The 25,390-nt window shown below is 68.3% G+C and carries 24 protein-coding genes and 2 riboswitches; of the genes, 13 read left to right on the top strand and 11 right to left on the bottom strand.

From position 1 onward, the window contains the following. Window positions 1–32 precede the first annotated feature (32 nt). Window positions 33–737 carry a hypothetical protein gene (locus NLX83_RS27540; RefSeq protein WP_254238086.1) on the top strand — a complete coding sequence of 235 codons (705 nt, stop codon included), beginning with the start codon at window positions 33–35 and terminating at the stop codon, window positions 735–737. 187 nt (window positions 738–924) lie between these two features. Here the strand turns inward: NLX83_RS27540 and NLX83_RS27535 are convergent, their stop codons facing one another. Then, the gene (locus NLX83_RS27535) at window positions 925–1,419 is read right to left on the bottom strand and encodes a GNAT family N-acetyltransferase (protein WP_254238085.1); all 495 of its coding nucleotides are present in this window, start codon (window positions 1,417–1,419) and stop codon (window positions 925–927) included. Between the two features lie 284 nt (window positions 1,420–1,703). On the opposite strand from NLX83_RS27535, the gene NLX83_RS27530 reads away from it, so the two are divergent. Together NLX83_RS27530 and metE are read left to right on the top strand one after the other, a co-directional pair. Beyond that, complete coding sequence (locus NLX83_RS27530) at window positions 1,704–2,738, top strand: enoyl-CoA hydratase/isomerase family protein (RefSeq protein ID WP_254238084.1); 1,035 nt, start codon at window positions 1,704–1,706, stop codon at window positions 2,736–2,738. Next, window positions 2,736–2,955: riboswitch (cobalamin riboswitch) on the top strand. It overlaps the preceding gene by 3 nt. A gap of 124 nt (window positions 2,956–3,079) precedes the next feature. Continuing rightward, entirely contained in the window at window positions 3,080–5,314 is a 2,235-nt protein-coding gene (metE, locus tag NLX83_RS27525; protein ID WP_254238083.1) for a 5-methyltetrahydropteroyltriglutamate--homocysteine S-methyltransferase, read from the top strand. Between the two features lie 46 nt (window positions 5,315–5,360). Here metE and NLX83_RS27520 read toward each other — a convergent pair whose 3' ends face one another. After that, window positions 5,361–6,044: a GNAT family N-acetyltransferase gene (locus tag NLX83_RS27520; RefSeq protein WP_254238082.1), complete on the bottom strand. Its 684-nt coding sequence runs from the start codon at window positions 6,042–6,044 to the stop codon at window positions 5,361–5,363. Between the two features lie 86 nt (window positions 6,045–6,130). Here NLX83_RS27520 and NLX83_RS27515 point away from each other — a divergent pair, with 86 nt between their 5' ends. The 5 genes from NLX83_RS27515 (at window position 6,131) to NLX83_RS27495 (ending at window position 9,378) form a co-directional block, all read left to right on the top strand. Further along, entirely contained in the window at window positions 6,131–6,664 is a 534-nt protein-coding gene (locus NLX83_RS27515) for a CGNR zinc finger domain-containing protein (RefSeq protein WP_254238081.1), read from the top strand. Between the two features lie 42 nt (window positions 6,665–6,706). After that, window positions 6,707–7,195, top strand: a complete 489-nt coding sequence (locus NLX83_RS27510) for a DUF4232 domain-containing protein (RefSeq protein WP_254238080.1) — start codon at window positions 6,707–6,709, stop codon at window positions 7,193–7,195. Window positions 7,196–7,251: 56 nt separating this feature from the next. Next, window positions 7,252–8,376, top strand: coding sequence for an APC family permease (locus NLX83_RS27505; RefSeq protein WP_254238152.1), 1,125 nt, complete (start codon window positions 7,252–7,254; stop codon window positions 8,374–8,376). A 9-nt stretch (window positions 8,377–8,385) separates the two neighbouring features. Continuing rightward, window positions 8,386–8,916: a hypothetical protein gene (locus tag NLX83_RS27500; protein WP_254238079.1), complete on the top strand. Its 531-nt coding sequence runs from the start codon at window positions 8,386–8,388 to the stop codon at window positions 8,914–8,916. A gap of 69 nt (window positions 8,917–8,985) precedes the next feature. Next, window positions 8,986–9,378, top strand: a complete 393-nt coding sequence (locus NLX83_RS27495; RefSeq protein ID WP_254238078.1) for a VOC family protein — start codon at window positions 8,986–8,988, stop codon at window positions 9,376–9,378. 22 nt (window positions 9,379–9,400) lie between these two features. On the opposite strand, the gene NLX83_RS27490 is transcribed toward NLX83_RS27495, so the two are convergent. From NLX83_RS27490 to NLX83_RS27455, 8 genes are all read right to left on the bottom strand, one after another. Then, the gene (locus tag NLX83_RS27490; RefSeq protein WP_254238077.1) at window positions 9,401–9,838 is read right to left on the bottom strand and encodes a YciI family protein; all 438 of its coding nucleotides are present in this window, start codon (window positions 9,836–9,838) and stop codon (window positions 9,401–9,403) included. A gap of 111 nt (window positions 9,839–9,949) precedes the next feature. Continuing rightward, window positions 9,950–10,675, bottom strand: coding sequence for an HNH endonuclease (locus NLX83_RS27485; RefSeq protein WP_254238076.1), 726 nt, complete (start codon window positions 10,673–10,675; stop codon window positions 9,950–9,952). Next, the gene (locus NLX83_RS27480; protein ID WP_254238075.1) at window positions 10,672–12,027 is read right to left on the bottom strand and encodes an AAA family ATPase; all 1,356 of its coding nucleotides are present in this window, start codon (window positions 12,025–12,027) and stop codon (window positions 10,672–10,674) included. Before NLX83_RS27480 ends, NLX83_RS27485 begins: the two co-directional genes overlap by 4 nt. Window positions 12,028–12,524: 497 nt before the next feature. Further along, window positions 12,525–12,686: a DUF6886 family protein gene (locus NLX83_RS27475; RefSeq protein ID WP_254238074.1), complete on the bottom strand. Its 162-nt coding sequence runs from the start codon at window positions 12,684–12,686 to the stop codon at window positions 12,525–12,527. Window positions 12,687–12,746: 60 nt separating this feature from the next. Beyond that, window positions 12,747–13,886, bottom strand: a complete 1,140-nt coding sequence (locus tag NLX83_RS27470) for a ribonucleotide-diphosphate reductase subunit beta (RefSeq protein WP_374118817.1) — start codon at window positions 13,884–13,886, stop codon at window positions 12,747–12,749. Continuing rightward, window positions 13,840–17,757, bottom strand: a complete 3,918-nt coding sequence (locus NLX83_RS27465) for a ribonucleoside-diphosphate reductase subunit alpha (RefSeq protein WP_254238072.1) — start codon at window positions 17,755–17,757, stop codon at window positions 13,840–13,842. Before NLX83_RS27465 ends, NLX83_RS27470 begins: the two co-directional genes overlap by 47 nt. Before the next feature lie 438 nt (window positions 17,758–18,195). Further along, a riboswitch (cobalamin riboswitch) is annotated at window positions 18,196–18,407 on the bottom strand. 51 nt (window positions 18,408–18,458) lie between these two features. Next, window positions 18,459–19,208, bottom strand: coding sequence for an ABC transporter permease (locus tag NLX83_RS27460; protein ID WP_254238071.1), 750 nt, complete (start codon window positions 19,206–19,208; stop codon window positions 18,459–18,461). Then, window positions 19,205–20,161 (bottom strand): ATP-binding cassette domain-containing protein, encoded by a 957-nt coding sequence (locus NLX83_RS27455; RefSeq protein WP_254238070.1) that lies wholly within the window; start codon window positions 20,159–20,161, stop codon window positions 19,205–19,207. Before NLX83_RS27455 ends, NLX83_RS27460 begins: the two co-directional genes overlap by 4 nt. 238 nt (window positions 20,162–20,399) lie before the next feature. Here NLX83_RS27455 and NLX83_RS27450 point away from each other — a divergent pair, with 238 nt between their 5' ends. The 5 genes from NLX83_RS27450 (at window position 20,400) to NLX83_RS27430 (ending at window position 24,284) form a co-directional block, all read left to right on the top strand. Continuing rightward, the gene (locus NLX83_RS27450; RefSeq protein ID WP_254238069.1) at window positions 20,400–21,044 is read left to right on the top strand and encodes a PadR family transcriptional regulator; all 645 of its coding nucleotides are present in this window, start codon (window positions 20,400–20,402) and stop codon (window positions 21,042–21,044) included. Window positions 21,045–21,192: 148 nt separating this feature from the next. Beyond that, window positions 21,193–22,386: an FAD-dependent oxidoreductase gene (locus NLX83_RS27445; protein WP_254238068.1), complete on the top strand. Its 1,194-nt coding sequence runs from the start codon at window positions 21,193–21,195 to the stop codon at window positions 22,384–22,386. Window positions 22,387–22,443: 57 nt separating this feature from the next. Further along, entirely contained in the window at window positions 22,444–22,812 is a 369-nt protein-coding gene (locus NLX83_RS27440; RefSeq protein ID WP_254238067.1) for a VOC family protein, read from the top strand. Between the two features lie 280 nt (window positions 22,813–23,092). Further along, a complete protein-coding gene (locus NLX83_RS27435; RefSeq protein ID WP_254238066.1) occupies window positions 23,093–23,542 on the top strand; it encodes a TIGR03618 family F420-dependent PPOX class oxidoreductase in 450 nt (149 codons plus the stop codon). 43 nt (window positions 23,543–23,585) lie between these two features. After that, window positions 23,586–24,284, top strand: a complete 699-nt coding sequence (locus NLX83_RS27430; protein WP_254238065.1) for a bleomycin resistance protein — start codon at window positions 23,586–23,588, stop codon at window positions 24,282–24,284. On the opposite strand, the gene NLX83_RS42010 is transcribed toward NLX83_RS27430, so the two are convergent. Next, complete coding sequence (locus NLX83_RS42010; RefSeq protein ID WP_254238064.1) at window positions 24,275–25,330, bottom strand: DUF418 domain-containing protein; 1,056 nt, start codon at window positions 25,328–25,330, stop codon at window positions 24,275–24,277. The genes NLX83_RS27430 and NLX83_RS42010 overlap by 10 nt on opposite strands. Window positions 25,331–25,390: the final 60 nt, after the last annotated feature.

The following is a 25,390-nucleotide window of genomic DNA, read 5'->3' as shown; positions in this document are numbered from 1 at the left end:
CGGCGCCGGATATGCCGATATGGTTCGCGGCCATGAGAACGAGCATCGTCGTCGCAATGGTGTTGAGCGTCCTGCCGGGGCCTGCGGCGGAGACCTACGACGAGTTCTCCATGATGTACGACAAGTCCGCCGGGCTCCTCGTGGACAGCGCGGGCACCCCCGCGAGCCAGTGGGCCTGGCGTCCGGAGGGCGCGGGCAAGTCGGTGATCAGGTGGGACTCGCCCGCGAACTGGAACCGACCGGGCGACGGGCAGGAGCACTTCGTCCGCGACGGGGACTGGCTCTACCTCGACGGCTACGAGAACCAGTCCACCGGGACCTACAACCCGCAGCGGGTGACCTCGGAGCAGATCGGCGACGGCGACTGCGCGAACCTGCGGCCGCTGCCGAGCCACAACGGCCAGCAGCACTATGCACAGTGGACGGTCCCCGCGCAGGCGTACTGCCTCATCGCCGAGGGCACGATCACCACGCCGCAGGGTGTCGTCCGGTTCCGGCACCGCCAGGTGTGGGCGCCGCCGACGACCTGCCAGACGCGGTTCCACGGAGCGGTGCGCTGCGTCCGCCAGACGGAGAGCTGGTGGGACGACAACGGGCATCCCTTCCAGCTGCGGATCGAGCGCTCGCAGTACCTCGGCAAGGGCTTGGGGATGGGGTTGTCCATCCACTCCACGATCGGTGGCGGGAAGCCGATCAACTGGCGGGCCGATCTCCGCAACACCTGGACCTGGTCCTAACCCGCGGCCCCCCGCCCTACCCACCTCACCCCACACGCCCTCATCCCGCGCTGAGGTTGCCGAAGAACCCGTTTCGTACTCTTGTCGGGTTTTTGGAGCGCTCTTTTTCCCGTTATGAGTACGAAACGGGGTTCTCTAGGTTGTGGCCGCCGCAGGTTGGGTGTACCGGCGGGCGGGATGCATGGGCTCAGTTTACGCGGTGTGCGGGAGTGCGGACGCGCCACACCACGCCGAGGGCGGGCGTGGGGCCTGGTTCGATCCGTTCGACGGTGAAGCCCTCACGCTCGTAGAACGCGCCGGCGCGTTCGTTGGCCACGAAGTGCTCGATGTACAGGCGATCGGTGTCGGCGGGCAGTTGGCTGGTGAGGGCGTCCAGCAACCGAGGGCCCAAGCCGCTTCCGCGGTGGTGGGCGTGGACGTAGAGCTTGTAGACGACGTGGTCGGCTCCTCGTCGGCCGCGCTGGCCGACGCCGATGATCTCTCCACTGGCCTCGGCGACGACCACCAGACCTGAAGCCACGGCTGTGCCGATGTGCGTCTCGTTCCACCAGTTGCGGACCTGGGCGTCCGCGGCCTCGACGCCGATCAGCGGGGCGTAGTGGGAGCGGATGTGCGCCTCGCCGAAGCGGCAGATCGCCGTCGTGTCGCTCGGCGAGGCGTCTCGCACGATTTTTCTCTGCATGATTCCTTCAGTGTCGAGTGAAACGGACCCAACGGACCAAAACCACAACCATGCCAGGGAGGCGGGGGAGAGGCTGGCCGCAGCAGGGGGCGCTTGGCCGGAGTTCGGTTCCATGCCGGAGGCGGCCAGCCGCCGAGCTTGTCCACAGTGGACGGATGCAGACGTCGGTCCGGGCTCACCTTGGCGTTGTAAATCTTTCTGGGCCCGATAGCTTCAGTGACGAGTGAAATCAATGCTCCAGTACCAAGACAACAACGCGGCAAGGACGCGAATAGGGTTGGCGCATGGGTGACGTGGTGTTGCGGGTTGAGCGTGGGCTGGGCCGGATCACGCTCAACCGGCCGAGGACGCTGAACGCGCTGACGCCGGAGATGGTGCGCGAGATCTACGCCGTGCTCGGGGAGTGGGCGAGCGACAGCGGTGTCCGCGGCGTGCTGATCGACGGCGCGGGGGAGCGTGGGCTGTGCGCGGGTGGTGACATCCGCGGGATCTACGAGCACGCGAGGGCTGGGCAGGACGGGCCGAAGACGTTCTGGCGGGAGGAATACCTGCTCAACCACCGGATCTCGGAGTTCCCGAAGCCCTACGTCGCCGTCATGGACGGGATCGTGATGGGTGGCGGCGTCGGGGTTTCCGGGCACGGCAGCGTCCGGATCGTCACGGAGCGCTCGATCGTGGGGATGCCGGAGGTGGGCATCGGGTTCCTGCCGGACGTCGGCGGGACCTACCTGCTCTCCCGCGCGCCCGGCGAGCTGGGTACGCATGCGGCGCTGACGGCGGCGCGGTTGACCGGGGCGGACGCGATCCACATGGGGTTGGCGGATCACTACGTGCGGTCGGAGCGGTTGCCCAAGCTGGTCGAAGCGGTGGCGGACGGCTTCGAGGACGCGGTGCGGGAGTACGCGGAGGAGCCGCCGGCGAGTCAGCTCGCGGAGGAGCGGCGGTGGATCGATCCGTGCTACTCGGCGGATTCGGTCGAGGAGATCGCGCACCGGCTGCGGACCAGTGGTGAGGCGGCGGGGGAGGCCGCGGCAAAGGAGTTGCTGGCGAAGTCTCCGCTGTCGTTGAAGGTGACGTTGAAGGCGTTGCGGGTGGCGAAGGTGCTCGATGGGCTGGGCGAGTGCCTTGATCTCGAGTACCGGGTGGCGTGCGCGTTGCTGGCCAAGCCGGACCTGGTCGAGGGGATTCGGGCGGCGATCATCGACAAGGACCGGAACCCGCGGTGGAGCCCGGATCGGCTGGAGGAGGTCGACAGGTCGTCGGTCGACCGGTGCTTCGCGTGGCTCGGGGAGGGTGAACTCGGGCTCGCGGTCCGCTAGTGTCGGCGTCGCTGGTGGTTCGGCCGTCCGTCCAGGGCGGTCGTCGCAAGAGGGAACCCGGTGGGAATCCGGGACTGCCCCGCAGCGGTGAACGGGAACGACCGCCGTCATGAGCACTGGGTCCGCGAGGGCCTGGGAAGCGACGGTCAGTAGGAGTGCCGGTGTTGAGCCGGAGTTGCCCGTGAGTCCGAAGACCTGCCACCGGTACGCGCACCGACGGTGTGCGTGGGTCCTACGGCCTCGCGGGTGGCCTGTGCGGACGGCGGCGCCGTGATGGCGCCTGTCCTCGCGCGCTCGTGAGTCGTTGTGGCTCGTCAGCGCGGGCTCGCGAGGAGAGAGCTTTGAACGTTGGAAGCACGGTGCTCGGCTATCCGCGGATCGGTCCGCGACGTGAGCTGAAGCGGGCGCTTGAGGATTACTGGGCCGGTCGGAGTTCGGTGGGGACACTGGAGTCCGTCGCGGCGGAGTTGCGCGCGAGGACGTGGGCGGAGTTGGCCGCGTCGGGTCTGGATTCCCTTCCTGGCAACACGTTCTCCTATTACGACCAGGTGCTCGATACCGCGGTGATGCTGGGTGCCGTTCCGGCGCGGTACCGGGAGCTTGGTCTGTCCGATGTGGACACCTATTTCGCGATGGCGCGGGGCAACGACGTGGTGCCGCCGTTGGAGATGACCAAGTGGTTCGATACGAACTACCACTACTTGGTGCCGGAGTTGGGGCCGGACACGGTGTTCTCGGTGGCGGACGACAAGCCGTTGCGGGAGTACCGGGAGGCGTTGGCGCTCGGGGTGACGACGCGGCCGGTGGTGCTCGGGCCGGTGACGTTCTTGTTGTTGTCGAAGGCGTCGCGGGAGGGTTTCGCGCCGCTGAGTTTGCTCGATTCACTGCTTGACGCGTATGAGCGGTTGTTGGCGTCGTTGGCGGATGCGGGTGTGGAGTGGGTTCAGTTGGATGAGCCCGCGTTCTGCGCTGATCGGAGTCCAGTCGAGCTGGCGGCGCTTTCTGCGGCGTATGACCGGTTGGGCAGGTTGTCGAATCGGCCGAAGGTGCTTGTGGCGTCGTACTTCGGCTCTCTGGGGGCGGCGTTGCCGGTGCTCGCGGAGAGTGCGGTGGAGGCGATTGCGGTTGACCTCGTCGCTGGTGGTCTTGATGGCATCGCCTCGGTGACGGCGTTGCGGGACAAGACGGTTGTGGCCGGTGTGGTGGACGGTCGCAATGTGTGGCGGACGGATCTCTCTGGTGCGTTGGCGAAGTGCGCGACGTTGCTGGGCTCGGCGAAGCGCGTGGAGGTGTCGACGTCGTGTTCGCTGCTGCATGTTCCTTATGACGTCGAGGCGGAGCCGGATCTCGATCCGGATGTGCGGGCGCGGTTGGCTTTCGCGCGGCAGAAGCTGGCGGAGGTCGTGCTGCTCGGTCGTGTGTTGCGCGAGGGCGCTGAGGTGATCGGTGAGGTGCCGGAGGTGTCGCCGCGTCCTCGCGATGCGCGCGTTCGTGCGCGTTTGGAGGCGTTGCGGCCGGAGCATTCGCGGCGGGCTGATTATGCGACGCGGGCGAAGGCGCAGCAGGAGCGGTTGGAGTTGCCGCCGTTGGCGACTACGACGATCGGTTCGTTCCCGCAGACTGGTGCGATTCGTCAGGCGCGTGCGGATTTCCGGGCGGGGCGGCTCGGTCCGAATGAGTATCGGCGTTTGATGCGTGCGGAGATCGAGCGTGTGGTTCGGCTTCAGGAGTCCATTGGTTTGGATGTCCTGGTGCACGGTGAGCCTGAGCGCAACGACATGGTGCAGTACTTCGCCGAGTTGCTTGAGGGTTTCGCGGCGACGGAGTTCGGTTGGGTGCAGTCGTACGGTTCTCGGTGCGTGCGTCCGCCGATTCTGTTCGGTGATGTGTCGCGGCCGGAGCCGATGACGGTGGAGTGGGCGGCTTATGCGCAGTCGCGGTCGCACCGGCCGGTGAAGGGGATGTTGACGGGTCCGACGACGATTCTGGCGTGGTCGTTCGTGCGTGATGACCAGCCGCTCGGGGTGACCGCGCGCCAGGTGGCGTTGGCGTTGCGGGATGAGGTCCGTGACCTGGAGGCGGCGGGGATCGGTGTGGTGCAGGTGGATGAGCCCGCGTTGCGTGAGCTGCTTCCGTTGCGGGAGCGGGATCGTGCGGGGTATCTGGCTTGGGCGTTGGAGTCGTTCCGGTTGGCGACGGCCGGGGCGGCGGAGAGCACGCAGATCCACACGCACCTGTGTTATTCGGAGTTCGGTGACGTGATCTCCGCGATCGACGGTTTGGACGCGGATGTGACGACGATCGAGGCGGCGCGGTCGAAGATGGAGGTGCTCGGCGATCTGCGTGCGGTCGGGTTCGGCCGGGGTGTCGGGCCTGGTGTCTATGACATCCATTCGCCGCGGGTGCCGGGCGAGGACGAGATCGTGGAGTCGCTGCGCGCTGCCGTGCGGGTGATTCCGGCGGAGCGGTTGTGGGTGAATCCTGACTGTGGTTTGAAGACGCGGGGTTATGCCGAGGTCGAGTCCGCGTTGAGGCACATGGTTGCCGCGGCGAGGAAGGTTCGCGCGCGGCTGTAGGTGCGTTGGCGGTCGTGTGAGGCTGTATTGCCTGAATGGTGTGGCTTCACACGACCGTCGCGACGAGGACGCGGGTGATGACGCGCCAGCCGAGGGATTCGTAGAGGTGTTTGCCCATGGGGCTGGCGATGAGCAGCAGCTTCGTGGCTTGCTGTTCTGCGGCAAGGGAATGCAGGTGGTTCATGAGTCGTGAGGCGAGGCCCTTGCGGCGGTGTTCCTCGGAGACTTCGACGCCGTCGATGACGCCGGTTCCGCAGCGGACGATCATGGAGGCCACTCCGGCTTCCTGTCCGTCCTTTGTGGACTGGCAGGTGATCCGGACCGCGCCGCTGGGCAGGTGTTCGGTGGCGAAGGTGTAGCCCTCGATGGGCGGGAGTGGGGCTGTGGTGGTGGGTTCGTGGGCCATCAGCCATTCCACGTCGGGTCGTGCCCAGTCGAAGCCGGGTGGTGGTTCCTCGGGCTGGTCGTCGGTGAGCGGGATGGTGACCCAGTCATGGGCGGGTGTGCCGCCGTCTTCGCCGAAGATCCGCTCGCGGGATCGAGCATCGTCGAGGATGGCGGTGCGGAGCCATTCCGGGTCGAGGCCGGGGGTGGTGACGATGTATTCGACGGTGCGTCCGCCGCGGCCGACCCGGACGGCGATGGCGGCGGCGAAGGTGGGCCGGATTTCGGGGAGTTCGCGGAGGGCGGCCCAGCCGCGGGCCCAGTCCGTGATCGCCTCGGTGGTCATGGCGTTGCCCTTTGCGTCACTGCTTGGATATGTTGAGGTGGTGACGTTAGCCCGGACGGGCGTCACCGGTCAAGCGCCGTGAGCCAGTGACGGAGGGGTTCGGCATGGACATCGGCAACAGCCACCACGCGCTTCGGCTGGAGACCGCCGTCGATCTCGTCAACGCGCTGACCGGCGAGAACCGCGGGGGAATGCCCGCGTACCTGAGCGCGGAGGAGGTCGAGCGGCTGGCCGGGCTGGCGGTGGACCTGCGCGCGGTGATCGTGGCGCTGATCAGTGATGATCATGATGGGGCGGCGGGTGTGCTCAACCGCCTGCTGGCGGACAGCGATGCCCGGCCGCGTCTGCGGCGCGAAGGTGATGAGGCGTGGCACCTGACGTTCCACGCGCCCGGCGCGGACTTCGTGCGGAAGTGGACGGCTGGGCTGGCGGTGGCGTTCGCCGCGGTGCTGGGGGATGACTCCGCGCAGCGGCTCGGGTGTTGCGAGGCGCCGCGCTGTGATCGCGTGTTCATCGACACCAGTCAGGGCCGGACGAAGCGGTTCTGCGGGGTGGCGTGCCAGAACCGGGTGAAGGCCGCTGCTTACCGCAGGCGGGGAAAGGTCGTGAACGTTCCGTGAAGAACTGGGTTAGCGGGTGGCGGGCATGGCAATGTCCACTACGTGAGAGTTGCATTGGTCGCCGTGGTGCTGTTGCTGAACGCGTGTACGTCCGCGCCTGTGCCGCCACCTCCCCCGCCTGTTCCCGATCCGTGCTTGAAGGTCACGACGGGCATCGTGGACGCGGCGTTGGGGTTCCGACAGATGGGATTGGAGCTGGCGAACTGCGGTGGCAAACCGTTTGAGGTCAACGGGTATCCCGCGATCAAGTTCTTCGACGCGGAGGGGAACCTGCTCGATCTGACGGTGGGGCACAGCGCCACCGACGATCCGGGTGCGAAGCCGTTGACGATCAGGCCCGCTGAGCGGCTGGTGGCGCATTTGTCGTGGCGCAACACGGTGACCGATATCGATCGGGTGCCGTACACGGCGACGGCGTTGGAGATCGCTCCGTTGGAGGGCATGCCGGGGCAGAAGGTCGATCCGAAGACCAAGCTCGATCTGGGCAACACCAGCCGGGTCGATGTGACGGCGTGGATGCCGAAGAAGTGACGGAGCTGCGTCGCGGGCTCGGTCTGGGTGACGCGGTGCTGGTGGGCCTCGGCGCGATGATCGGCGCCGGGGTCTTCGGCGCTTTCGCTCCCGCCGCGGCGGCGGCCGGGTCGGGGTTGCTGGTCGGTTTGGGGATCGCGGCGGTGGTGGCGTACTGCAACGCGACGTCGTCGGCGCGGCTGGCCGCTCTGTATCCGACGTCGGGTGGGACCTACGTCTACGGGCGTGAGCGGCTCGGCCCGTTCTGGGGTTACCTCGCCGGGTGGTCGTTCGTCGTGGGCAAGACGGCGTCGTGCGCGGCGATGGCGTTGACGGTCGGGTTGCACGTGTGGCCTTCGCAAGCGCACGTCGTGGCGGTGGCCGCGGTGGTGGTGCTGACGGCGCTGAACTACGTGGGCGTGAAGAAGGCCGCGCGGGTGATCGTCGCGGTGGTGTTGGTCGTGTTGGCCGTCGTGGTGGTGACCGGGCTCGGCAGTTCCGCCGTCGCGTTGGGGAATCTGGGCGTGACGGGCGGCTTCGGCGTGCTGGAGGCGGCGGGGCTGCTGTTCTTCGCCTTCGCCGGTTATGCGCGGGTGGCGACGTTGGGCGAGGAGGTCCGGGACCCGGTTCGGACCATTCCGCGGGCGATCTTCCTCGCGTTGATGATCACGCTGTTCGTGTATGCCGCGGTGGCGGTGACGGTGTTGTCCGTGCTCGGTCCGGCGCGGTTGGCGGAGTCGAAGGCGCCGCTGGTGGATGTGGTGGTCGCGGCGGGGATGCCGGGTTTGGCGCCGGTGGTGACCGTGGGGGCTTCGCTGGCCGCGCTCGGGGCGTTGCTGGCGTTGGTCCTCGGGGTGTCGCGGACGGTGCTGGCGATGGCTCGTGATCGACATTTGCCGGGCGCCCTGGCGGTGGTGCACCCCCGGTTCTCCGTGCCGCACCGCGCCGAGCTCGTGGTGGGTTGTGTTGTGGCGCTCGCCGCGGGATTCGCGGATTTGCGTGGGGTGATCGGGTTTTCGTCGTTCGGGGTGTTGCTGTACTACGCGATCGCGAACGCGTCGGCGTTCACGTTGGGGCGGCGGGTCGTGCCGGTCGTGGGCTTCGTCGGCTGCGTTGTGCTGGCGTGCACGTTGCCGCTGGCTTCGGTGCTGAGCGGTGTGGCGGTGGTGGTCGTCGGGATCGTGCTGTACGCCGTCCGTTAGGTTGCGATCATGTCGTCGGTTCCGTTGTGGGTGCCCATCGTCGTCGGTCTGCTCGGTCTCGTCGGTGCTCTCGGCGCGCAGTTCATCGGTGGCTGGCGGGAGGACCGGCGGTGGCGTCGCGAGGTCGAGCGTGAGGACCGGCGTTGGGAACGCGAACGCGAGGCCCGCCGCTACGAGGCCCGTTCCCAGGCGTACGCGGAGCTTGTCGGCGCGATCGAAGCCTTCGACTGGGTGCTCTACCAGGCGCGGAAGTCCTTGCGGGAAAAGAAAGTCATCGCCGATGACGTGGCGACCGAGCTGCGTGCGGTGACCACGCAGGCCCGCAACTCCCTCGGTGGCGTGAACGTGCACGCGCCGGAGAAGATCCGGTCCGTGCTCCGGGAGTCGATGATCCGCCGCTCGGATCTGTCGACCGCGTTGCTGGCTTCGAAGTTCGGGGCGGAGCAGAAGCAGCTGTGGGACGAAGCGCAGCGGGAGTACCGGGCGCTGCGGCGGGAGCTGCGCGAGGACCTGGGGCTGGACACCGAGAGGCTGGACTGATGTCCGGTTTGTTCAAGCTCCCGTCCGGCGGCCGTGGTTAGCGTGGTCGCACTCGGAGAACGGAGAGCTATGAACGTGCAACTGGACCTCGTGGGCATGGTCGTCGCCGACATGGGGAAGTCGCTGGCCTTCTACCGGCACCTCGGGCTGGACATCCCGGCCGGGGCCGACGAGCAGCCGCACGTGGAGGTGGCGCTGCCCGGCGGGATGCGGCTGGCGTGGGACACCGTGGAGACGGTCCGCTCGTTCGAGCCGGACTACGTGCACCCGAGCGGGCCGATCCGGATGTCGTTGGCGTTCAAGTGCGGGAGCCCGGCCGAGGTCGACGCGGTGTACGCGAAGCTGGTCGGCCTGGGCTACCACGGGCACCGCGAGCCCTGGGACGCGTTCTGGGGCCAGCGGTACGCGGTCGTCGAGGACCCCGACGGCAACACCGCGGACCTCTTCTGCCCCAACGACTGACGCCGGGGTCCTCGACACCGGGTCAGGGGCGCTCGGCCGCCTGCTGCTCGACCTTCTCGCGCAGGCGGTCCTCCTGGGCCTGCATCTCCGGGGTCATCACCGCGGCGAAGTCGGCGGCCTCGGTGACCCTGCGGATCTCGATCTCGGTGGCCTCGGGGCTGTTGAACGGGACCCGCTTCACCCACGCGACCGCCTCTTCCAGCGACTTCACGTCGATGATCCAGAACCCGGCGATCAGCTCCTTGGTCTCGGCGAAGGGGCCGTCGATGACGCTGCGCTTGTCGTTCTCGAAGCGCACCCTGGCCCCCTCGGAGCTGGGCTGCAGGCCGTCACCGGCGAGCATGACGCCGGCCTCGACGAGCTCGGAGTTGAACTTGCCCATGGCGTTGAGCTCCTCGACGGTCGGCATCACGCCGGCCTCGGAGTCCTTGGTGGCCTTGACCAGCACCATGAAACGCATCGCCTGTCTCCGTCCTGAAGGGGTGTTCGTGCTTTCTACCCGAGCGTCGATCGGTGGCGGGGCGGATCGACACGCCGACCCTGGATTTGGGGACTTTTTTGTTACCGCAGGTCAGGCGAGCAGGGCGGCGCGCAGCGAGGGCCTGCGGAGCAGTTCTACCAAGCCGGGGGAGTCGGAGAACAGCAGATCGGCGTTGGACAGCACCGCCTGGCGCAGCATCGACTGGCACACGTCGGCGAACGGCTGCTCCCGCACCGTCAGCACCGCCCGCGTTCGTGACGCCGCGTCACGGGCCCGGCTCCACTCGCGCAGGCAGTACACGACCACGCGCTGCGCCTGGACGCGGCCGCGCGTCAGCAGGGGGCGGTTGAGCCCGCACACCTCGATCGTCGCGCGGCCCTTCGCGGTCAACGGGTAGTACTCGCCCAGCGACAGCGCCAGCACCAGGTGCTCGAACGGGTCCTCCACGGTCGGGTCGATCAGCAGCGGGGTGCCGTCGGCGGCCAGCGGGAACCGGTCGCGCTTCTCGTGGCTGTTGCAGGTCGAGCACGCGAGCAGGTGGTTGAGCCAGTCGAAGGTCCGCAAAGGGTTGCGCGACAACGGTTCGTGGTGATCGATGTCGGTGCCCTGGTTGTCGCCGCAGTACATGCAGTGCTGCCGCCCCGGCGCCATCCCGGCCAGCGCGGACCGCAGCGCCTTGCGGTCGGGGTTGGCCCGCCACAGCCTGCGCGCGTGCGCGGTGCGGCTGCCGCGCGGGGCGATGCGCAGGCGTTCGGTCAGCGCCGCGAGCCGCCCGGCGACCTCCTCGGGCAGCTGGGCGCGGGCGAGCCGGATCATTCCTCGGACCAGCCGTGGCGCAACCGCGCCGCGACCTCGTCCACCCTGGCCACCGGGGAGCTGGTCAGCAGGTCCTTGAGCTGCTGGTAGCGGTACTTCGCGGCCTCGCTGATCTCCCCGGCGAGCACCCCGACCTCCAGCTCGACGAGTTCGCGGCGCAGCTGCTGCGCGCGCTCGGAGTACGGGGTGTCCAGGCCGAAGAGCTCCGAGAGCACCGCGTCGTCGCCGCTGCCGAAGACGATCCGCTCGTAGAGGTCCTGGTCCACCACCAGCGGCGGGTCCTCGCCGTCCGGGCCGGGCAGGCGGATCAGCCCGCCCTCGTCTGCGGCCTGGCACACGTAGGGGCTGTGCGTGGTCACGATGAACTGGATGTTCGGGAAGTGCTCCTTGAGCCAGCCGCCGATCCGCTTCTGCCAGGAGACGTGCAGGTGCGCGTCCACCTCGTCGATGATCACCACGCCCGGGACGGTGATCACCGGGTTCTCGCCCTCCACCGGGAGGCTGCCGAAGGCTTCGTGGATCTGCTTGAGCAGGTCCACCACCAGCGCGGCGACGGTGCGGTAGCCGTCGCTCATCTCCCGCAACGGGAACCTGTGCCCGCCGCGCACGACCCACAGGCCTTCGGAGTCCACGCCCTCGATCCGGTAGGAGTCCGGCAGCAGCCCGTCGGCGAGCACCCGCAGCGCCGTGTTCTTGAGCTCCCGCGCACCCGGGCGGCGCTCCAGCGACCGCAGGTGCTGTTCGATCAGCCAGCTCACGCCCTCCGACAGCGAGGCGTCCTCGTGGAACAGGCTGGCCAGGCGGGCGACCGGGCCGGGGCTGAGCATCAACCGCTGCGCTTCGCTCGCCCCACCCGCGAGCCTGCGGAACGGGCCATAGGCCGCGCAGAACCAGCCGGTCGGGTTGTCCTGCCACGGCCCCCGCCGCGGCATCGCCCGCTGCCGCTCCGGGATCGCCTCGTGCAGCGACGGCTGCACGCTCGCGCGGTGGACCTGCGTGTCCTTCTCCGGCGGGGTCCAGGCCAGCCCCACCCAGAACTCGTTCTTCGGTGTGCGGCCCTGCCCGATCAGCCGGTCCACGTCCGGGTCGAAGGCCAGCTGCACCCGCGCGTTCGCGGTGTCGCGCCCCGAGGTGATCCAGTTCTCGAAGTCCGGCACCAGGTTCCGCGACACCGCGGGCCCGCTCACCGCCAGCGCGATCGCCCGCAGCAACGAGGTCTTCCCCGAGCCGTTGCGCCCGGCGATCACCGTCCACCCGGCGTGCGTCCCGTCCGGCCGCGTCAGCTCCAGGTCGACCTGCCGGGAGTCGTGGAACCCCCGGATGTTGTTCAGCCTGACCCGCGAGATGTACATCCGGTCCCCAAGGCTCGACGTCGCCCTCGACTGTATCGCTTCGGGTGATGTGTCATCGGGAATGAAACCGAGGTGCAACCCGCGTGTCGCCCACTCGCGAAATGCTTTGCCGCTCCCGGGAATTCACGCCCCCAACCCCTCCGATCACACCACCCCCCACACCCCCTCATCCCACCCCGAGGTCGCCGAAGAACCCGTTTCGTACTCTTGTCGGGTTTTTGGAGCGCTCTTTTTCCCGTTATGAGTACGAAACGGGGTTCTCTAGACGGCGCCCGCGGGGGATGGGGTGAACGGGCGGATGTGATGCATGGGCGAGAGTTTACTTGGTGTGCGGAGTGCTTGGATGGTTTGCAGGGTGCGGCTTAGGGGTTAGTGGAGTTTCGTGCTCGTGACGGGGTTTGCGGGGCTCTGATTGCCCGTTGTGAGTCCTAAGCGCGGAGGCGGTCGTAGACGACGGACATCGCGCCGTGCTCGCCCGCGGCGTGGTGGGCGAGGGATCACTGGGCGGCGAGCAGGGCCTTGTGGTCCGGTGACCGCGCGGCGTCGACAGCCCACACGTACGCCTCCGGCTGGCGCGCGGTCGCGGCCACATGCGGCACGAACCGCGAGATGTCCGGGTCCTCGGAGAAATGCAGTACTTCGCCCTCCGCTGCTCGCATCGCACCAGTTTTCACCGTGGTGGCCCCGTGGGAGGGTTCGGGGCCACCACGGCACAACCGCTAGTCCCAGTCGAGGGCGCCGCCGGACTGGTACTCGATCACCCGGGTCTCGAAGAAGTTCTTCTCCTTCTTCAGATCCATCATCTCCGACATCCACGGGAACGGGTTCTCCGTCTCCGCGAACACCGGCGCCAAGCCGATCTGGGCGCAGCGGCGGTTGGTGATGAAATGCATGTACTGCTCGCACAGGTCCGCGTTGAGCCCGAGCAGCCCGCGCGGCATGGTGTCGCGGCCGTAGGCCACCTCCAGCTCACACGCCTCGGCCAGCATGGTGCGGACCTCCGCCTGGAACCCGGGGCTCCACAGGTGCGGGTTCTCGATCTTGATCTGGTTGATCGCGTCGATGCCGAAGTTCAGGTGGATCGACTCGTCGCGCAGGATGTACTGGTACTGCTCGGCGATGCCGACCATCTTGTTGCGCCTGCCCAGCGAGAGGATCTGGGCGAACCCGGTGTAGAACCACATGCCCTCGAACACCACGTAGAAGGCGATGAGGTCGCGCAGGAAAGCCTGGTCGGTCTCGGGCGTGCCGGTGCGGAAGTCCGGATCCTCCAGGTGCTGGGTGTAGGCCAGCGCCCACGCGGCCTTGTCGGTGATCGACGGGACCTCGCGGTACATGTTGAACAGCTCGCCCTCGTCCAGGCCGAGGCTCTCCACGATGTACTGGAAGGTGTGGGTGTGCACCGCCTCCTCGAACGCCTGCCGCAACAGGTACTGGCGGCACTCGGGGTTGGTCAGGTTGCGGTAGACGGCCAACACGATGTTGTTGGCCACCAACGACTCCGACGCGGCGAAGAAGCCGAGGTTGCGCTTGAGCGCACGCCGCTCGTCCTCGGTGAGGCCGTTGGGGGACTTCCACAGCGCGATGTCGGCCTGCATGGACACCTCGGTCGGCATCCAGTGGTTGTTGCAGCCCGCCAGGTACTTCTCCCACGCCCAGTGGTACTTCAGCGGCAGCAGCTGGTTCACGTCGGCGCGGCAGTTGATCATCCGCTTGTCGTCGACGCTGACCCGCCCGCCCTCGCGGTTGATCTCGCCGAGTCCGCTGGCGATTTCGGTGTTCGTCACGGTGAGTTGAGTCCTTTGTGGAGGGTTACTGGCAGGCTTCGCAGTCGGGGTCGGTGATGGAGCACGCCACACCGGGCTCGGGGTCGGGCACGACGGGGGAGACGGCGTTGAGCTTGCCGTCGGTGCCGCGCAGCGTGCTCTTCTCCACGTGCGTCGCGCTCTGCGAGCGCAGGTAGTAGGTCGTCTTCAGGCCGCGCAGCCACGCGTGCTGGTAGAGCTCGTCGAGCTTGCGGCCGCTCGGCGCGGCGATGTAGAGGTTGAGCGACTGCGCCTGGTCGATCCACTTCTGCCTGCGCGCCGCGGACTCGATCAGCCAGCGGCTGTCCAGCTCGAACGCGGTGGCGTAGAGGGCCTTGACCTCCGCGGGGATGCGGTCGATGGCGCCGAGGCTGCCGTCGAAGTACTTCAGGTCGCCGATCATCACCTCGTCCCACAGGCCCAGTTCCTTGAGCTCGCGGACCAGCGCCGGGTTCACCACGGTGAAGTCGCCGGACATGTTCGACTTCACGTAGAGGTTGCGGTAGAGCGGTTCGATGGACTGGCCGACACCGGTGATGTTGGCGATGGTCGCGGTCGGCGCGATCGCCATGACGTTGGAGTTGCGCATGCCGACCTCGACCACGCGCGCCCGCAGCGCCGCCCAGTCCAATGTGGACGAACGGTCCAGGTCGAGGTCCGCACCGCGCGCCCCGGCCAGCAGCTCCACCGAGTCGATCGGCAGGATTCCCTTGCTCCACAAGGAACCCTCGAAGGTCTCGTACTTTCCGCGATCGGCGGCTAGCTCCGCGGAGGCGGAGATCGCGTAGTAGCTGATCTCCTCCATGCTGCGGTCGGCGAACTCCACGGCCGCCTCGGAGGCCATCGGCACGCGCAGCGTGAACAGCGCGTCCTGGAAACCCATCAGGCCCAGGCCGACCGGGCGGTGGCGCATGTTGGAGCGCTTGGCCTCGGGGATCGTGTAGAAGTTCACGTCGATCACGTTGTCCAACATGCGAACCGCCGTGCGCACGGTTTTCTCAAGGCGCGCGTGGTCGATGCCGTCCGGGCCCACGTGCTGCGCCAGGTTCACCGAGCCGAGGTTGCACACCGCGACCTCATCGACCGTGGTGTTGAGCGTGATCTCGGTGCACAGGTTCGAGGAGTGCACGACACCGGAGTGCTGCTGCGGCGAACGCAGGTTGCACGGGTCCTTGAAGGTGATCCACGGGTGCCCGGTCTCGAAGAGCATGGTCAGCATGCGCCGCCACAGGTCCTTCGCCTTGACCGTGCGGAAGACCCGGACCTCCCCGTGCGAGGCGGCCAGCTCGTAGGCGCGGTAGCGCTCGGTGAACTCCGGCCCGTAGGAGTCGTGCAGGTCCGGCACCTCGTCGGGGGAGAACAGCGTCCAGTCCCCGTCGGCGCGCACGCGGCGCATGAACTCGTCCGGAACCCAGTTCGCGGTGTTCATGTCGTGCGTGCGGCGCCGGTCGTCGCCGGTGTTCTTGCGCAGGTCGAGGAACTCCTCGACGTCGATGTGCCAGGTTTCCAGGTACGCGCAGACCGCGCCCTTGCGTTTTCCTCCGTTGTGCACGAGCCCGGCGGCCGTCATGTAGGACTCGTCAGTCTCGACTTTGAGGTCGAAGACTGTCGGAATGACATCCGTGGCCTGAACGTCGCGGACACGGGAGAACACCATTCCGGCGTGCTCGATCCAGTTCCGCTTGGTGAGGGGACGGCACCCGACCAGCTCCGCCAGCCCTGGAACCGCGGGAACCCGAATGTCGAACGCCTTCACGACGCCGGAGAACGTGATCTCCGTGCCGTCCGAACGCCGTCCGGTGTGGTCCTGCTCGCGCTCACGGTACTGACCGGCCGACGGCACGCTCAGGCGCAGCAGCTGGTACCGAATGCCCGCAGCCAGCGGACGGGAGGTCGTGGTGAAGTAGATCTCCACCCCACGAGAGACTCCACCGTCGGTTTCCAACAAACCACGCAGCAGCGCACGAGTCTGCGTGTGCGGCAGGTGGGTGAACCGACGAGCGATGCGCTTGTTGCCGCTTTCGTCGTAGAGATCGGCCTTGGTGAAGGGAAGTGTTGCCTCTCCCGCTCCCGTGAGTCGGCCGGACGCCCAGTGGATCTGGAGATATGTGTCGTCGCGACCGGACTCCCAGAAGTGGATGCCGCGCTCGGTGAGATACGTCCGCACGAAGTCGAGGTGCACGTCCAGCTCAGGGTTACCAGAGACTCCCCACTGCCAGCCGTCCTTGGAGAGGTGTCCGTCACCGAGCAGGATGCCGTAGAGCCTCGCGTCGTCCTCGCTGAAGCCCGCGACCGGCACGACCTCCTTCGGAACGACCTGGGCGACGTAGTCACCCTTCTGGAGCTTGCCCGCTTCCACCCACTCGGGCCGGACCTTGTCCTCCGCGAGCCACTTGAGCGTCCGCTTGCCCTCCTGCCCGAGTGGCACGTTCTGGATCGCGTAGAACGGGTGCCCCGCAGTGACCTTCAACTTCTCGACCGAGTGCTTGATGTTGACCTCGACCATCGGCTCGGTCTGGTCATAGGCGAGCACACCGGTCACTTCGCGGTAGTTGCCGCTCAACCCCAGGACGAGATCACCGACCTGGATGTCCTGGATCTCCTTGGTGCCGTCCGCGGTGTAGACGGGGGTGTCCGGCGCGAAGCACTGGTTCACCGCTACAGCCGTGTCGTTGGCGATCTTCAGGAACGGGACCACGCCCTGCGACTGGCCGTTGGTGCCCTTGATGTGCGCGCCGATACCGCGGACCGGGGTCCAGTCGTTGCCGAGGCCGCCCGCGTACTTCGACAGCAGCGCGTTGTTGCTGATGCCGTGGAAGATCCCCTCCAGGTCGTCGGCGACCGTGGTGAGGAAGCACGAGGACAGCTGCGGGCGGGTGGTGCCCGCGTTGAACAGCGTCGGCGTGGAGCACATGAAGTCGAAGGTGGAGATCAGGTCGTAGAACTCGACCGCCCGCGCCTCGCGCTCGTCCTCCAGCAGCGACAGGCCCATCGCCACGCGCATGAAGAACGCCTGCGGCAGCTCGTAGCGGTGCTGGTCGCTGTGCAGCAGGTAGCGGTCGTAGAGCGTCTGCATCCCGAGGAACTGGAACCGCAGGTCGCGGTCCGGCACCAGCGCCGCGCCCAGCCGCTCCAGGTCGAAGTTCGCCAGCTCCGGGTCGAGCTGGCCCAGCGCGATGCCCCGGTGCACGAACTCGGCGAAGTACGCCGGGTACCGCTGGTCCATCTCGGCGTGGCTGGCCTGCTGCGAACCGCCGTAGACGAACTCCAGCGCCTCCCTGCGCAGCTTGTCCTGCAACAGGCGCGCGCTGACGAAGGAGTAGTTGGGGTCGGTCTCGACCATGGTGCGCGCGGCCATCACCGGCGCGATGGCCAGCTCGGCGATGGTGATGCCGTCGTAGAGGTTGCGCAGCGTCTCGGCCAGCACCGCGTCGGCCGACACCGCCTCCAGGCCCGCGCACGCCTCGGAGATCACCAGCGCGAGGCGGTCGGTGTCCAGCGGTTCGGTGCGGCCGTCGGGGTGGCGCACGGAGAAGGCCGGGGCGACCGGCTTCGCCGCGACGGGCTGCCGCGAACGGGCTTTGGCGTGCTCCTCGCGGTAGAGCACGTAGGCGCGGGCGACCTTGTGGTGGCCGCCGCGCATCAGCGCCAGCTCCACCTGGTCCTGGATCTGCTCGATGTGCAGGGGGTTGTCGGGTCCGCTGTGCCGCAGCAGCGCGGTCTCCACCTGGAGGGTCAGCTCGCCGATCAGCTCGTGGACGCGGGTGGAGGTCCCCGCGTCGCGGCCCTCGACCTCCAGGAACGCCTTGGTCACCGCGACGGAGATCTTGGTGGAGTCGAAGGGGGAGGAGGTGCCGTCGCGGCGGATCACCGCGACGGGGGACACAGCGGACTGTGTGACGGGCTCCGTCGAATGCACGGTCACAGAAGGAACTCCAGAAAGGTCGCCGGGATGAGGGCAGGCGCCACCCGCCGAGCGCCCGGACAGCAGCGTCGGCAAGCGAAACCCGTTGGGAGGTCGAACGAAACGCCGGGGTCCGCCGGTCTTCAAGTACGCCGCACCCCCGTCCCAGAGGTCGCTAACCGCTACACACCCCGCGCGGGGTTGGGGGCGGTTGAAGACGCTGCGGGAGGGGGTTCGGGGGTCTTGAAGACCGGCCTACCCCGGTGACGACTAGAAGAGCGCCACAGTGAGGGGCGAGGCAGAACAGCCGGGTATGCCTGGACGGGCCGGGGCGGTGTGCACGGCGCTCTCCTCGTTCGCTGGGAAGGCCGCGCGGGGGAGAGGGCCGACCCGAGCCCGTGCAGGGCTGACGGTCGTCCGCTCGGCCCTCCCGCGAGGCCACGGATCCGGGCGCGCCGGTCGGCGCACCCATCGACGGCAGGTCTTCGGACTCGTGGGCACTCACCGGAGAACCGGCCGTCCTACTTGCCGTCGCTTCCCGGGCCGCGGCCCAGTGCTCATGACGGCGTTCGTTCCCACTCACCGCTGCGGGGCAGTCCCGGAGTCGCACCGGGTTCCCTGTTGCCTCGCCGCCCCGTTGGGGACCGCGAACCATCGACGCGGGGAATACTACATCTAGTGGTCTCCTCCGCAACTCATCCCCAGATACCGCGTGTCGTCGCTCATATCCCCTTGCGCATGGCCCGGGTCCCGAAGAACAGCCCGACCGCGGCGAAACCGAAGGCGGTCACCGCCCCGTGCAGCACGGCGGGCTCGGCGAAGTTCCCGGCGAACAACGCCCGTTCGGCGTCGACGAGGTAGGACACCGGGTTCAGCGACGCGATCACCCGCAGCCAGTCCGGCCCGGACTGCACCGGCAACAGCACACCCGACAGCAGCAGCACCGGGAACATGACCATCTGGGTGACGCCGTAGAACAGCTCCCCGCTCGGCCGCGACGCGATCGCCAGCACGTAGGACAGCGCGATCAGCCCGGAACCGAACACCACCAACAGGATCAGCCCCGCCAGCACGCCGAGCGGGAACAGCTCGAACCCCAGTGGCGTGGCCACCGCGATGATCAGCAGTGCCTGCACGAGCAACAGCAGGAACTCCTTGAGCGTGCGGCCGAACAGCAGCGCGGAGCGGTCGATCGGGCTGACCAGGATGCGTTCGAAGGACCCGCTCATCAGCTCGGTCAGCAACGTGTAGCCGGACATCATCGGCCCGGACAGGCACATCATGATCAGGATTCCCGGGACGAACCACTGCCACGGCGAGACCCCGCCCTGCGAACCGGCCAGCAGCGACCCGAACAGGATCAGGAACAGCAGCGGCTGGCCCATCGTCCAGATCAGCGAGCTGGGCGCCCGCAACGTGGGCATCAGCTCGCGCAGGAACACGGTCCTGGTGTCCCACAACAGTTTCTTCATGCCGCCACCTCGTCCTCGCGCAGGCTGCGCCCGGTCAGCGCCAGGAACACGTCGTCCAGCGTCGGACGGGCCGAGGTCGCCGTCACCGCCCGCACGTCCTTCTCGCCGAGCACGCGCAGGAACTCCGGCAACGCGGTGTCCGCGCGGGTCACCCGGACCCGCACGGTCGTCGATTCCCTTGTCACATCACCGAAGAACACCCCGACGTCGGCAGCTCGCAGCGCGTCGGCCTCCGTCGCCGTGGTGACTTCGAGGCTGTCCCCGGCCAGCTCGCTCTTGAGCCCACCGGCCGTGCCGTCGGCGATGATCCGGCCGTTGTCGATGATCACCACCCGTTCGGCCATCGTGTCGGCCTCCTCCAGGTAGTGCGTGGTGAGCACGATCGTGGTGCCGTACTGCTCCCGCAGCCGCAGCACGTGCTCCCACACGTTGGCCCGGTTGTGCGGGTCCAGGCCGGTCGAGGGCTCGTCCAGGAACAGCAGCTCCGGCCGGTGCACCAGGCCGATCGCGATGTCCAGCCGCCGCCGCTGGCCACCGGAGAGGCTGCCCGGGTGGCGCAGCGCCATCGGCCGGAGGTCGAGCAGGTCCAGCATCTCGTCCGCGCGGCGCCGGGCGGCGGACCGAGACAGTCCGTAGGCGAGCCCCTGCGTGACGATCTCGTCGCGCACGCGGTAGTTCTCGCCCGCGCTGGAGAGCTGGCCGACGTAGCCGATCCGATCCCGCACCCCGGCGGGATCGGTGGCGATGTCGCGCCCCGCGACGGTCGCTGTGCCCGACGTCGGCGGCAACAGCGTGGTGAGCATGCGCAGCGTGGTCGACTTCCCCGCGCCGTTCGGACCGAGCACGGCGACCAGCTGGCCGCGCTCGACGTCCAGGTCGATGCCGCGGACGGCCTCGACGACACCTCCCCGTCTGACCTTGAAGCGCTTGGCCAGTTTTCGGGCATGGATCATCTACCCCTCCTTGCGAGTGGTTCTGGGCATGGCGAGAAACCCCTGGTGAGGGGTTATGTGGGCGAGGAATTCATCCTGAATGGCCGCGCAGCCGCTGTCAAACGTGAAGACGCCATTCATGTTTGCTCTGACCTGCGCGAACAGGATGGCACGAATGCGTTTTCCCAGGTGAAGAAAAATTACTGGCCCAGCAGTACTCGCAGACGTATACTCGTCAACGAGTAAGGAGGTGGTCCGGATGGCGCGGCGCAAGGTCGGCAACCTGATGGCGCTCGCGGTGCTCTCGGTCCTCGTGCAGCGCCCCATGCACCCCTACGAGATGGCCTCGATGCTGCGCGCCCGCGGCAAGGAAGCGGACATGGGCATCAAGTGGGGCTCGCTCTACACGGTGGTCCGCAACATGGAGAAGCACGGGCTGATCGAAGCGGTGGAGACCGTGCGGCAGGGCGCACGCCCGGAACGCACGATCTACCGCATCACCGACGACGGCCGCGCGGAAATGGTCGACTGGGTGCGCGAGCTCATCTCGGTGCCCGAGCGCGAGCGCACGCGGTTCCAGGCGGGGCTCTCGGTGCTCGCCGCGCTGGCCCCCGACGAGGTCGAACGCCTGCTGCGCCAACGGCTCGCGCTCCTGGAAGAGGAGACCGACGACAAGCGCGCCGCCCACGAGCGCCACTCCGGCGAGATGCCCCGGCTGTTCCTCATCGAGAACGAGTACGAACTCGCGCTGCTGGACGCCGAACTCACGTGGGTGCGGGCGCTGCTGGACGAACTGGGCGCGGGCACCTTCGCGGGCATCGAGGTGTGGCGGCGCTTCCACGAGACCGGAGAGCTGCCCGCCGAGCTGGCGGAGATGGCCGAGAGGGGCAGCGTCAAGGACTGACAAGAAGAACGGGCCCCGGCGGGGGTGCTGCAACACCGCCGCCGGAGCCCTCGACCTCGAACCGAAACCCCGCGCGGGGGAACCGGCCACAAGGTGGCAACCGCAACAATAGCCGGGCTCCCCTCGCGCGCACCTGTGAAGGGGAGACATGCCCAAGGCAAGAACAGCACTGGTGATCGGCGGCGGCATCGCCGGACCGGTCGCCGCGATGGCACTTCAGCGAGCCGGCATCGAAGCGACCGTCTACGAAGCCCACCCCGGCCCGGCGGACGGAGTCGGCGGCGGCCTCGGCCTCGCGCCCAACGGCCTGCACGCGCTCGGCCTCGTCGGCGCCGACGAAGCGGTCCGCGACATCGGCATCCCGGTCCCGTCCATGGTGATGCGCAGCTGGACCGGCAAGGAACTCGCCCGCTTCGGCGAGACCGGCGGGCCGCCGATCATGCACACCGTCTGGCGCTCGGACCTCTACCGCGCCCTGTGCGACACCGCGACGCGCGCCGGAGTGAAGATCGAGTTCGGGGCGCGCCTGAAATCCTTGCACGACAACGGCGACAGCGTCACCGCGTCCTTTGTGGACGGATCGACCGCGACCGCGGACATCCTCGTCGGCGCCGACGGCGTCCGCTCCTCGGTGCGCGCGATGATCGACCCGTCCGCACCCGGACCGAGCTCCACCGGCCTCGTCGGCTTCGGCGGCTGGTCGGAGGCGAAGATCCCCTACACCGACGGGGCGATGAACTTCGTCTTCGGCAAACGCGCCTTCTTCAGCTACACCGTGGCGCCCAGCGGCCGTGTCGGGTGGTTCGCCAACCTCCCGCGCAAGGAGTTCCTGACCATCGCCGACGCGCAGGCGGTCGGCCTCGACACGTGGCTGCGCGTGCTGGAGGAGACCTTCGCCGGGGACAGGACTCCGGCCGTGCCGATCCTGCGCGGCAGCTCACCCGAGCTGTGCGTGACCACCGGGACCCTGGAGATCATGCGCCCCGCACCGCGCTGGCACCGCGGCCGCGTCGTGCTGATCGGAGACGCCGCGCACGTGCCCTCACCCAGCTCCGGCCAGGGTGCTTCGCAGGCCATCGAAGGCGCGATCCACCTCGCCCGGTGCCTGCGCGATCTGCCGATCGAGGACGCCTTCCCCGCCTACGAAGGACTGCGGCGCGAACGCGTCGAGCGCATCACGGCCGCGGCCGAACGCACGAACCGCAACAAGGCCGCGGGACCGGTGGCGCGGGTCCTGCGCGATCTGCTGATGCCGCCGATGATGCGGTTGTTCACCAAGCCGGACCAGCTCGCGTGGCAGTACGACTACCGCATCGACTGGGACGCGCGCGTCGCGAAATAGACGAGACACCGGCCGGGTGGCGCGCCACAATCGCGCCACCCGGCTCTGGGAGGACCTGTGGCATCGACCGTCTACAACGTCGCTTTCGACTGCGCGAACCCGTACGAGCTCGCCGCGTTCTGGGAACAGGTCGTCGGCCATCCGCAGCACGAGGAGGACCGGCCCGGCGACGAGGAGACGGTGATCGAACTGCCCACCGGGATGAACCTGTACTTCCAACGCGTGCCCGAGGGAAAGGCCGTGAAGAACCGCGTCCACGTGTGCCTGCGCCCCGACCGCCCGCGCGACGCCGAGATCGAACGCCTGCTCGGCATCGGCGCGACGCTCCTGGAGGACAAGCGCGAACCGGACGGCACCGGCTGGGCCGTGCTCGGCGACCCCGAAGGCAACGAGTTCTGCGTCCTGAGCCGCAAACACGACTCCTAGCCCGCCACCACGTAAACTGACCCCATGCGCCCCAACCGCCCCCAGACCCAACACGAGGCGGACGCAACCTAGAGAACCCCGTTTCGTACTCATAACGGGAAAAAGAGCGCTCCCAAATCCCGACAAGAGTACGAAACGGGTTATTTGGCGACCTCAGCGCGGGATCAGGCGCGCGGGGGTGGAGGTGGGCGTGCGGGACGGGGGCGGTCACATCGGTGTTACCCCGTCACAGAAAAGTGCCTTCTTCACGGCGGTGCGTCCGGAGCGCAGGATCTGGGGCATGAGCGACGACAAGCCGAAGCCACGGTCCCTCGGCGAGACCGAGATCGACGAACTCCTCGCAGCACACCAGTTCGGTGTGGTGGCGACCGTCAAGAAGGACGGGACGCCGCACCTGACCACGATGCTCTACCGGTGGGACCCGGCCGAGCGCGTCGTGCGGATCTCCACCACCGCGAGCCGGGCCAAGCCGGGGCACGTGCGACGGCACCCGCGGGCGGCGCTGCACGTGGCCGCCCCGGACCACATGACCTTTACCGTGGTCGAAGGCGTCGGCGAGGTCTCCGAGGTGAGCACCACGCCCGGCGACGCGACGGGACGCGAGCTGCTGGCGATGGCGGGCGAGGTCCCGGACGAGGCCGCCTTCCTCGCCGAGATGGTCGCCGAACAGCGGCTGGTGCTGCGCGTCAAGGCGGACAGCGTCACCGGCACCACCCTTGCTCAAGCTTGAGCACCCGGGCTAGGGTCGGCCACTCAAACTTGAGGGGAGCCGCATGCCGGAGCGGATGAGGCCAATGCTGCCCAGCCGATCGATCACCGAGACCGTCACCTTCTACACCGCACTCGGATTCGAGGTGGCCTACCAGCAGACACGTCCGAACACCTACGTCAGCCTGCGCTGGGGCGAGGACGTCGTGCTCGACTTCTTCACGCTGAAGCAGGAGCCCTCGGACAACTACAGCACCTGCTACGTGCACACCGACGACGTCGACGCGCTCTACGCGGCGTTCACCGGCGGCCTGCGCGCGGCGCTGGGCAAGGTGCCCGCGCGGGGCTACCCGCGGATCAACCCGCTCAAGGACATGTCCTTCGGAGTGCGGCAGTTCATCGTGATCGACCCCAGCGGCAACCACGTCCGCATCGGCCAGGCCATCGGCCCGGCGAGCAACGGCCTGGCCACCAAGGAGACCCGCGCCGGGCAGTCCAGGCTGGAGCGGGCGCTGCACACCGCGACGATGCTGGCCGACTCCCGCCAGGACCCGGAGTCCGCCGCGCGCATCCTCGACGCCGCCTTCGGCGCGGGGGAGCCCACCCCGGACGAGGTGCTCTTCCGCGCGCTGGTGCTGCGCGCGGACCTCGCGGTGCGGCTCGGAGACGACGCGCGGGTCGGGCAGCTGCTCGACCGGGCCGAGGCCATGGGCGTCGAGTCACCGGACGAGCAGCGCCGCATCGCCGAACTCCGTCAGCTGTAGGCGAGCCGCCGCAGGAGCGCCTCGGCCGGTCCGGGGCGCCCTGCCTTGCCGAGCCACGCCGCGACCAGCACCGTCAGCCCCCACACGCCGACCCCGAGCGCCGCGGCCGCGACCACGCTGAACTGGCCGTTGAGGTTCAACAGGTACGGCTCGGCGATGATGAACCACGCGACGGACTGGGCGAGGTAGCAGGTCAGCGACCGCTGCCCGCACGCGGTGAGCGCGGTGACCACGGGGCCCGGCCGGAGCCTGCGGGCGATCAGCGTGAACAGCGCGCCGTAGCCGATGCCGACCGCGTAACCGGAGAACGTGTGCAGCGCGCCCGAGGCCAGGTTAGGTGCCAGAAACCCAGTCGTGACAAGGGTTTGCGGGATGCCGCCGAGCACTCCGATGCCGATGCCGATGCTCGCGGCGCGGCGCAGCAGCGCGGGGTTCTCCAGCACCCGCTCCCGTGCTGCCCAGACGCCGATGAGCAGCGGGCAGATCGACATGATCGCGTTCAACGGGGTCAGCAACGGGAAGGTCGTGACGCGCATCAGCGCCGAGGAGATCGGATCGGTGGGCAGCGCTCCCTCGGGCATCGGCATCGGCGAGGACATGACGAGCCCGTAGACGACCGCGCCGAGAACGGCGCCGATCCCCGCGGTGAGGAAGATGCGCCGCGTGCTCCAGTGCACCGCGCCCGCGAAACAGAGCGCCAGGATTCCGTACGACGCCAGGATGTCGCCCGGGAACAACAGCACCACGTGCAGGAAACCGAATGCGATCAGCCACAGGCTGCGCTTCCGGAGCTGTTTCGGATCGCGCCTGCGCAGGATCAGCACCATGCCGTAGCCGAAAAGCGCGGCGAACAACGGATAACCGCGGCTGTCCACGAACAACGTGAGCAGCGCCTGCACGAGCTTGTCCGGCGCCGTCACGGCCGCGGTCGCACCGCCGAACGCGCCACCGCCGGCCAGGAACTGCGCGTGCGCGAGCGCGATCAGGCTGAGCATCACGCCCCTGGCCAGGTCGGGCGCCAGATCGCGCCGGGTGGAGAGCTGCACGGGTCCCCCTCGAATGTAAGATACGGATGCGTAGCTAGCGTAAGATACGCAACCGTAGCT

It is taken from the genome of Allokutzneria sp. A3M-2-11 16, from assembly GCF_024213555.1.
Taxonomy (GTDB): Bacteria; Actinomycetota; Actinomycetes; order Mycobacteriales; family Pseudonocardiaceae; genus Allokutzneria.
Note: the sequence above shows the minus strand (reverse complement) of the source record. Positions and strands in the feature narration are given on the sequence as shown.

Coding starts and splice junctions, on each gene's coding strand:
- NLX83_RS27475 (WP_254238074.1), bottom strand. CDS start 12,686: ATGCGAGCAGCGGAGGGCGAAGTACTGCATTTCTCCGAGGACCCGGAC.
- NLX83_RS27490 (WP_254238077.1), bottom strand. CDS start 9,838: ATGCGTTTCATGGTGCTGGTCAAGGCCACCAAGGACTCCGAGGCCGGC.
- NLX83_RS27520 (WP_254238082.1), bottom strand. CDS start 6,044: ATGACCACCGAGGCGATCACGGACTGGGCCCGCGGCTGGGCCGCCCTC.
- NLX83_RS27535 (WP_254238085.1), bottom strand. CDS start 1,419: ATGCAGAGAAAAATCGTGCGAGACGCCTCGCCGAGCGACACGACGGCG.
- NLX83_RS27455 (WP_254238070.1), bottom strand. CDS start 20,161: ATGATCCATGCCCGAAAACTGGCCAAGCGCTTCAAGGTCAGACGGGGA.
- NLX83_RS27485 (WP_254238076.1), bottom strand. CDS start 10,675: ATGATCCGGCTCGCCCGCGCCCAGCTGCCCGAGGAGGTCGCCGGGCGG.
- NLX83_RS27495 (WP_254238078.1), top strand. CDS start 8,986: ATGAACGTGCAACTGGACCTCGTGGGCATGGTCGTCGCCGACATGGGG.
- NLX83_RS27500 (WP_254238079.1), top strand. CDS start 8,386: ATGTCGTCGGTTCCGTTGTGGGTGCCCATCGTCGTCGGTCTGCTCGGT.
- NLX83_RS27530 (WP_254238084.1), top strand. CDS start 1,704: ATGGGTGACGTGGTGTTGCGGGTTGAGCGTGGGCTGGGCCGGATCACG.
- NLX83_RS27450 (WP_254238069.1), top strand. CDS start 20,400: ATGGCGCGGCGCAAGGTCGGCAACCTGATGGCGCTCGCGGTGCTCTCG.
- NLX83_RS27460 (WP_254238071.1), bottom strand. CDS start 19,208: ATGAAGAAACTGTTGTGGGACACCAGGACCGTGTTCCTGCGCGAGCTG.
- NLX83_RS27480 (WP_254238075.1), bottom strand. CDS start 12,027: ATGTACATCTCGCGGGTCAGGCTGAACAACATCCGGGGGTTCCACGAC.
- NLX83_RS27435 (WP_254238066.1), top strand. CDS start 23,093: ATGAGCGACGACAAGCCGAAGCCACGGTCCCTCGGCGAGACCGAGATC.
- NLX83_RS27445 (WP_254238068.1), top strand. CDS start 21,193: ATGCCCAAGGCAAGAACAGCACTGGTGATCGGCGGCGGCATCGCCGGA.
- NLX83_RS27505 (WP_254238152.1), top strand. CDS start 7,252: ATGATCGGCGCCGGGGTCTTCGGCGCTTTCGCTCCCGCCGCGGCGGCG.
- NLX83_RS27430 (WP_254238065.1), top strand. CDS start 23,586: ATGCCGGAGCGGATGAGGCCAATGCTGCCCAGCCGATCGATCACCGAG.
- NLX83_RS27540 (WP_254238086.1), top strand. CDS start 33: ATGAGAACGAGCATCGTCGTCGCAATGGTGTTGAGCGTCCTGCCGGGG.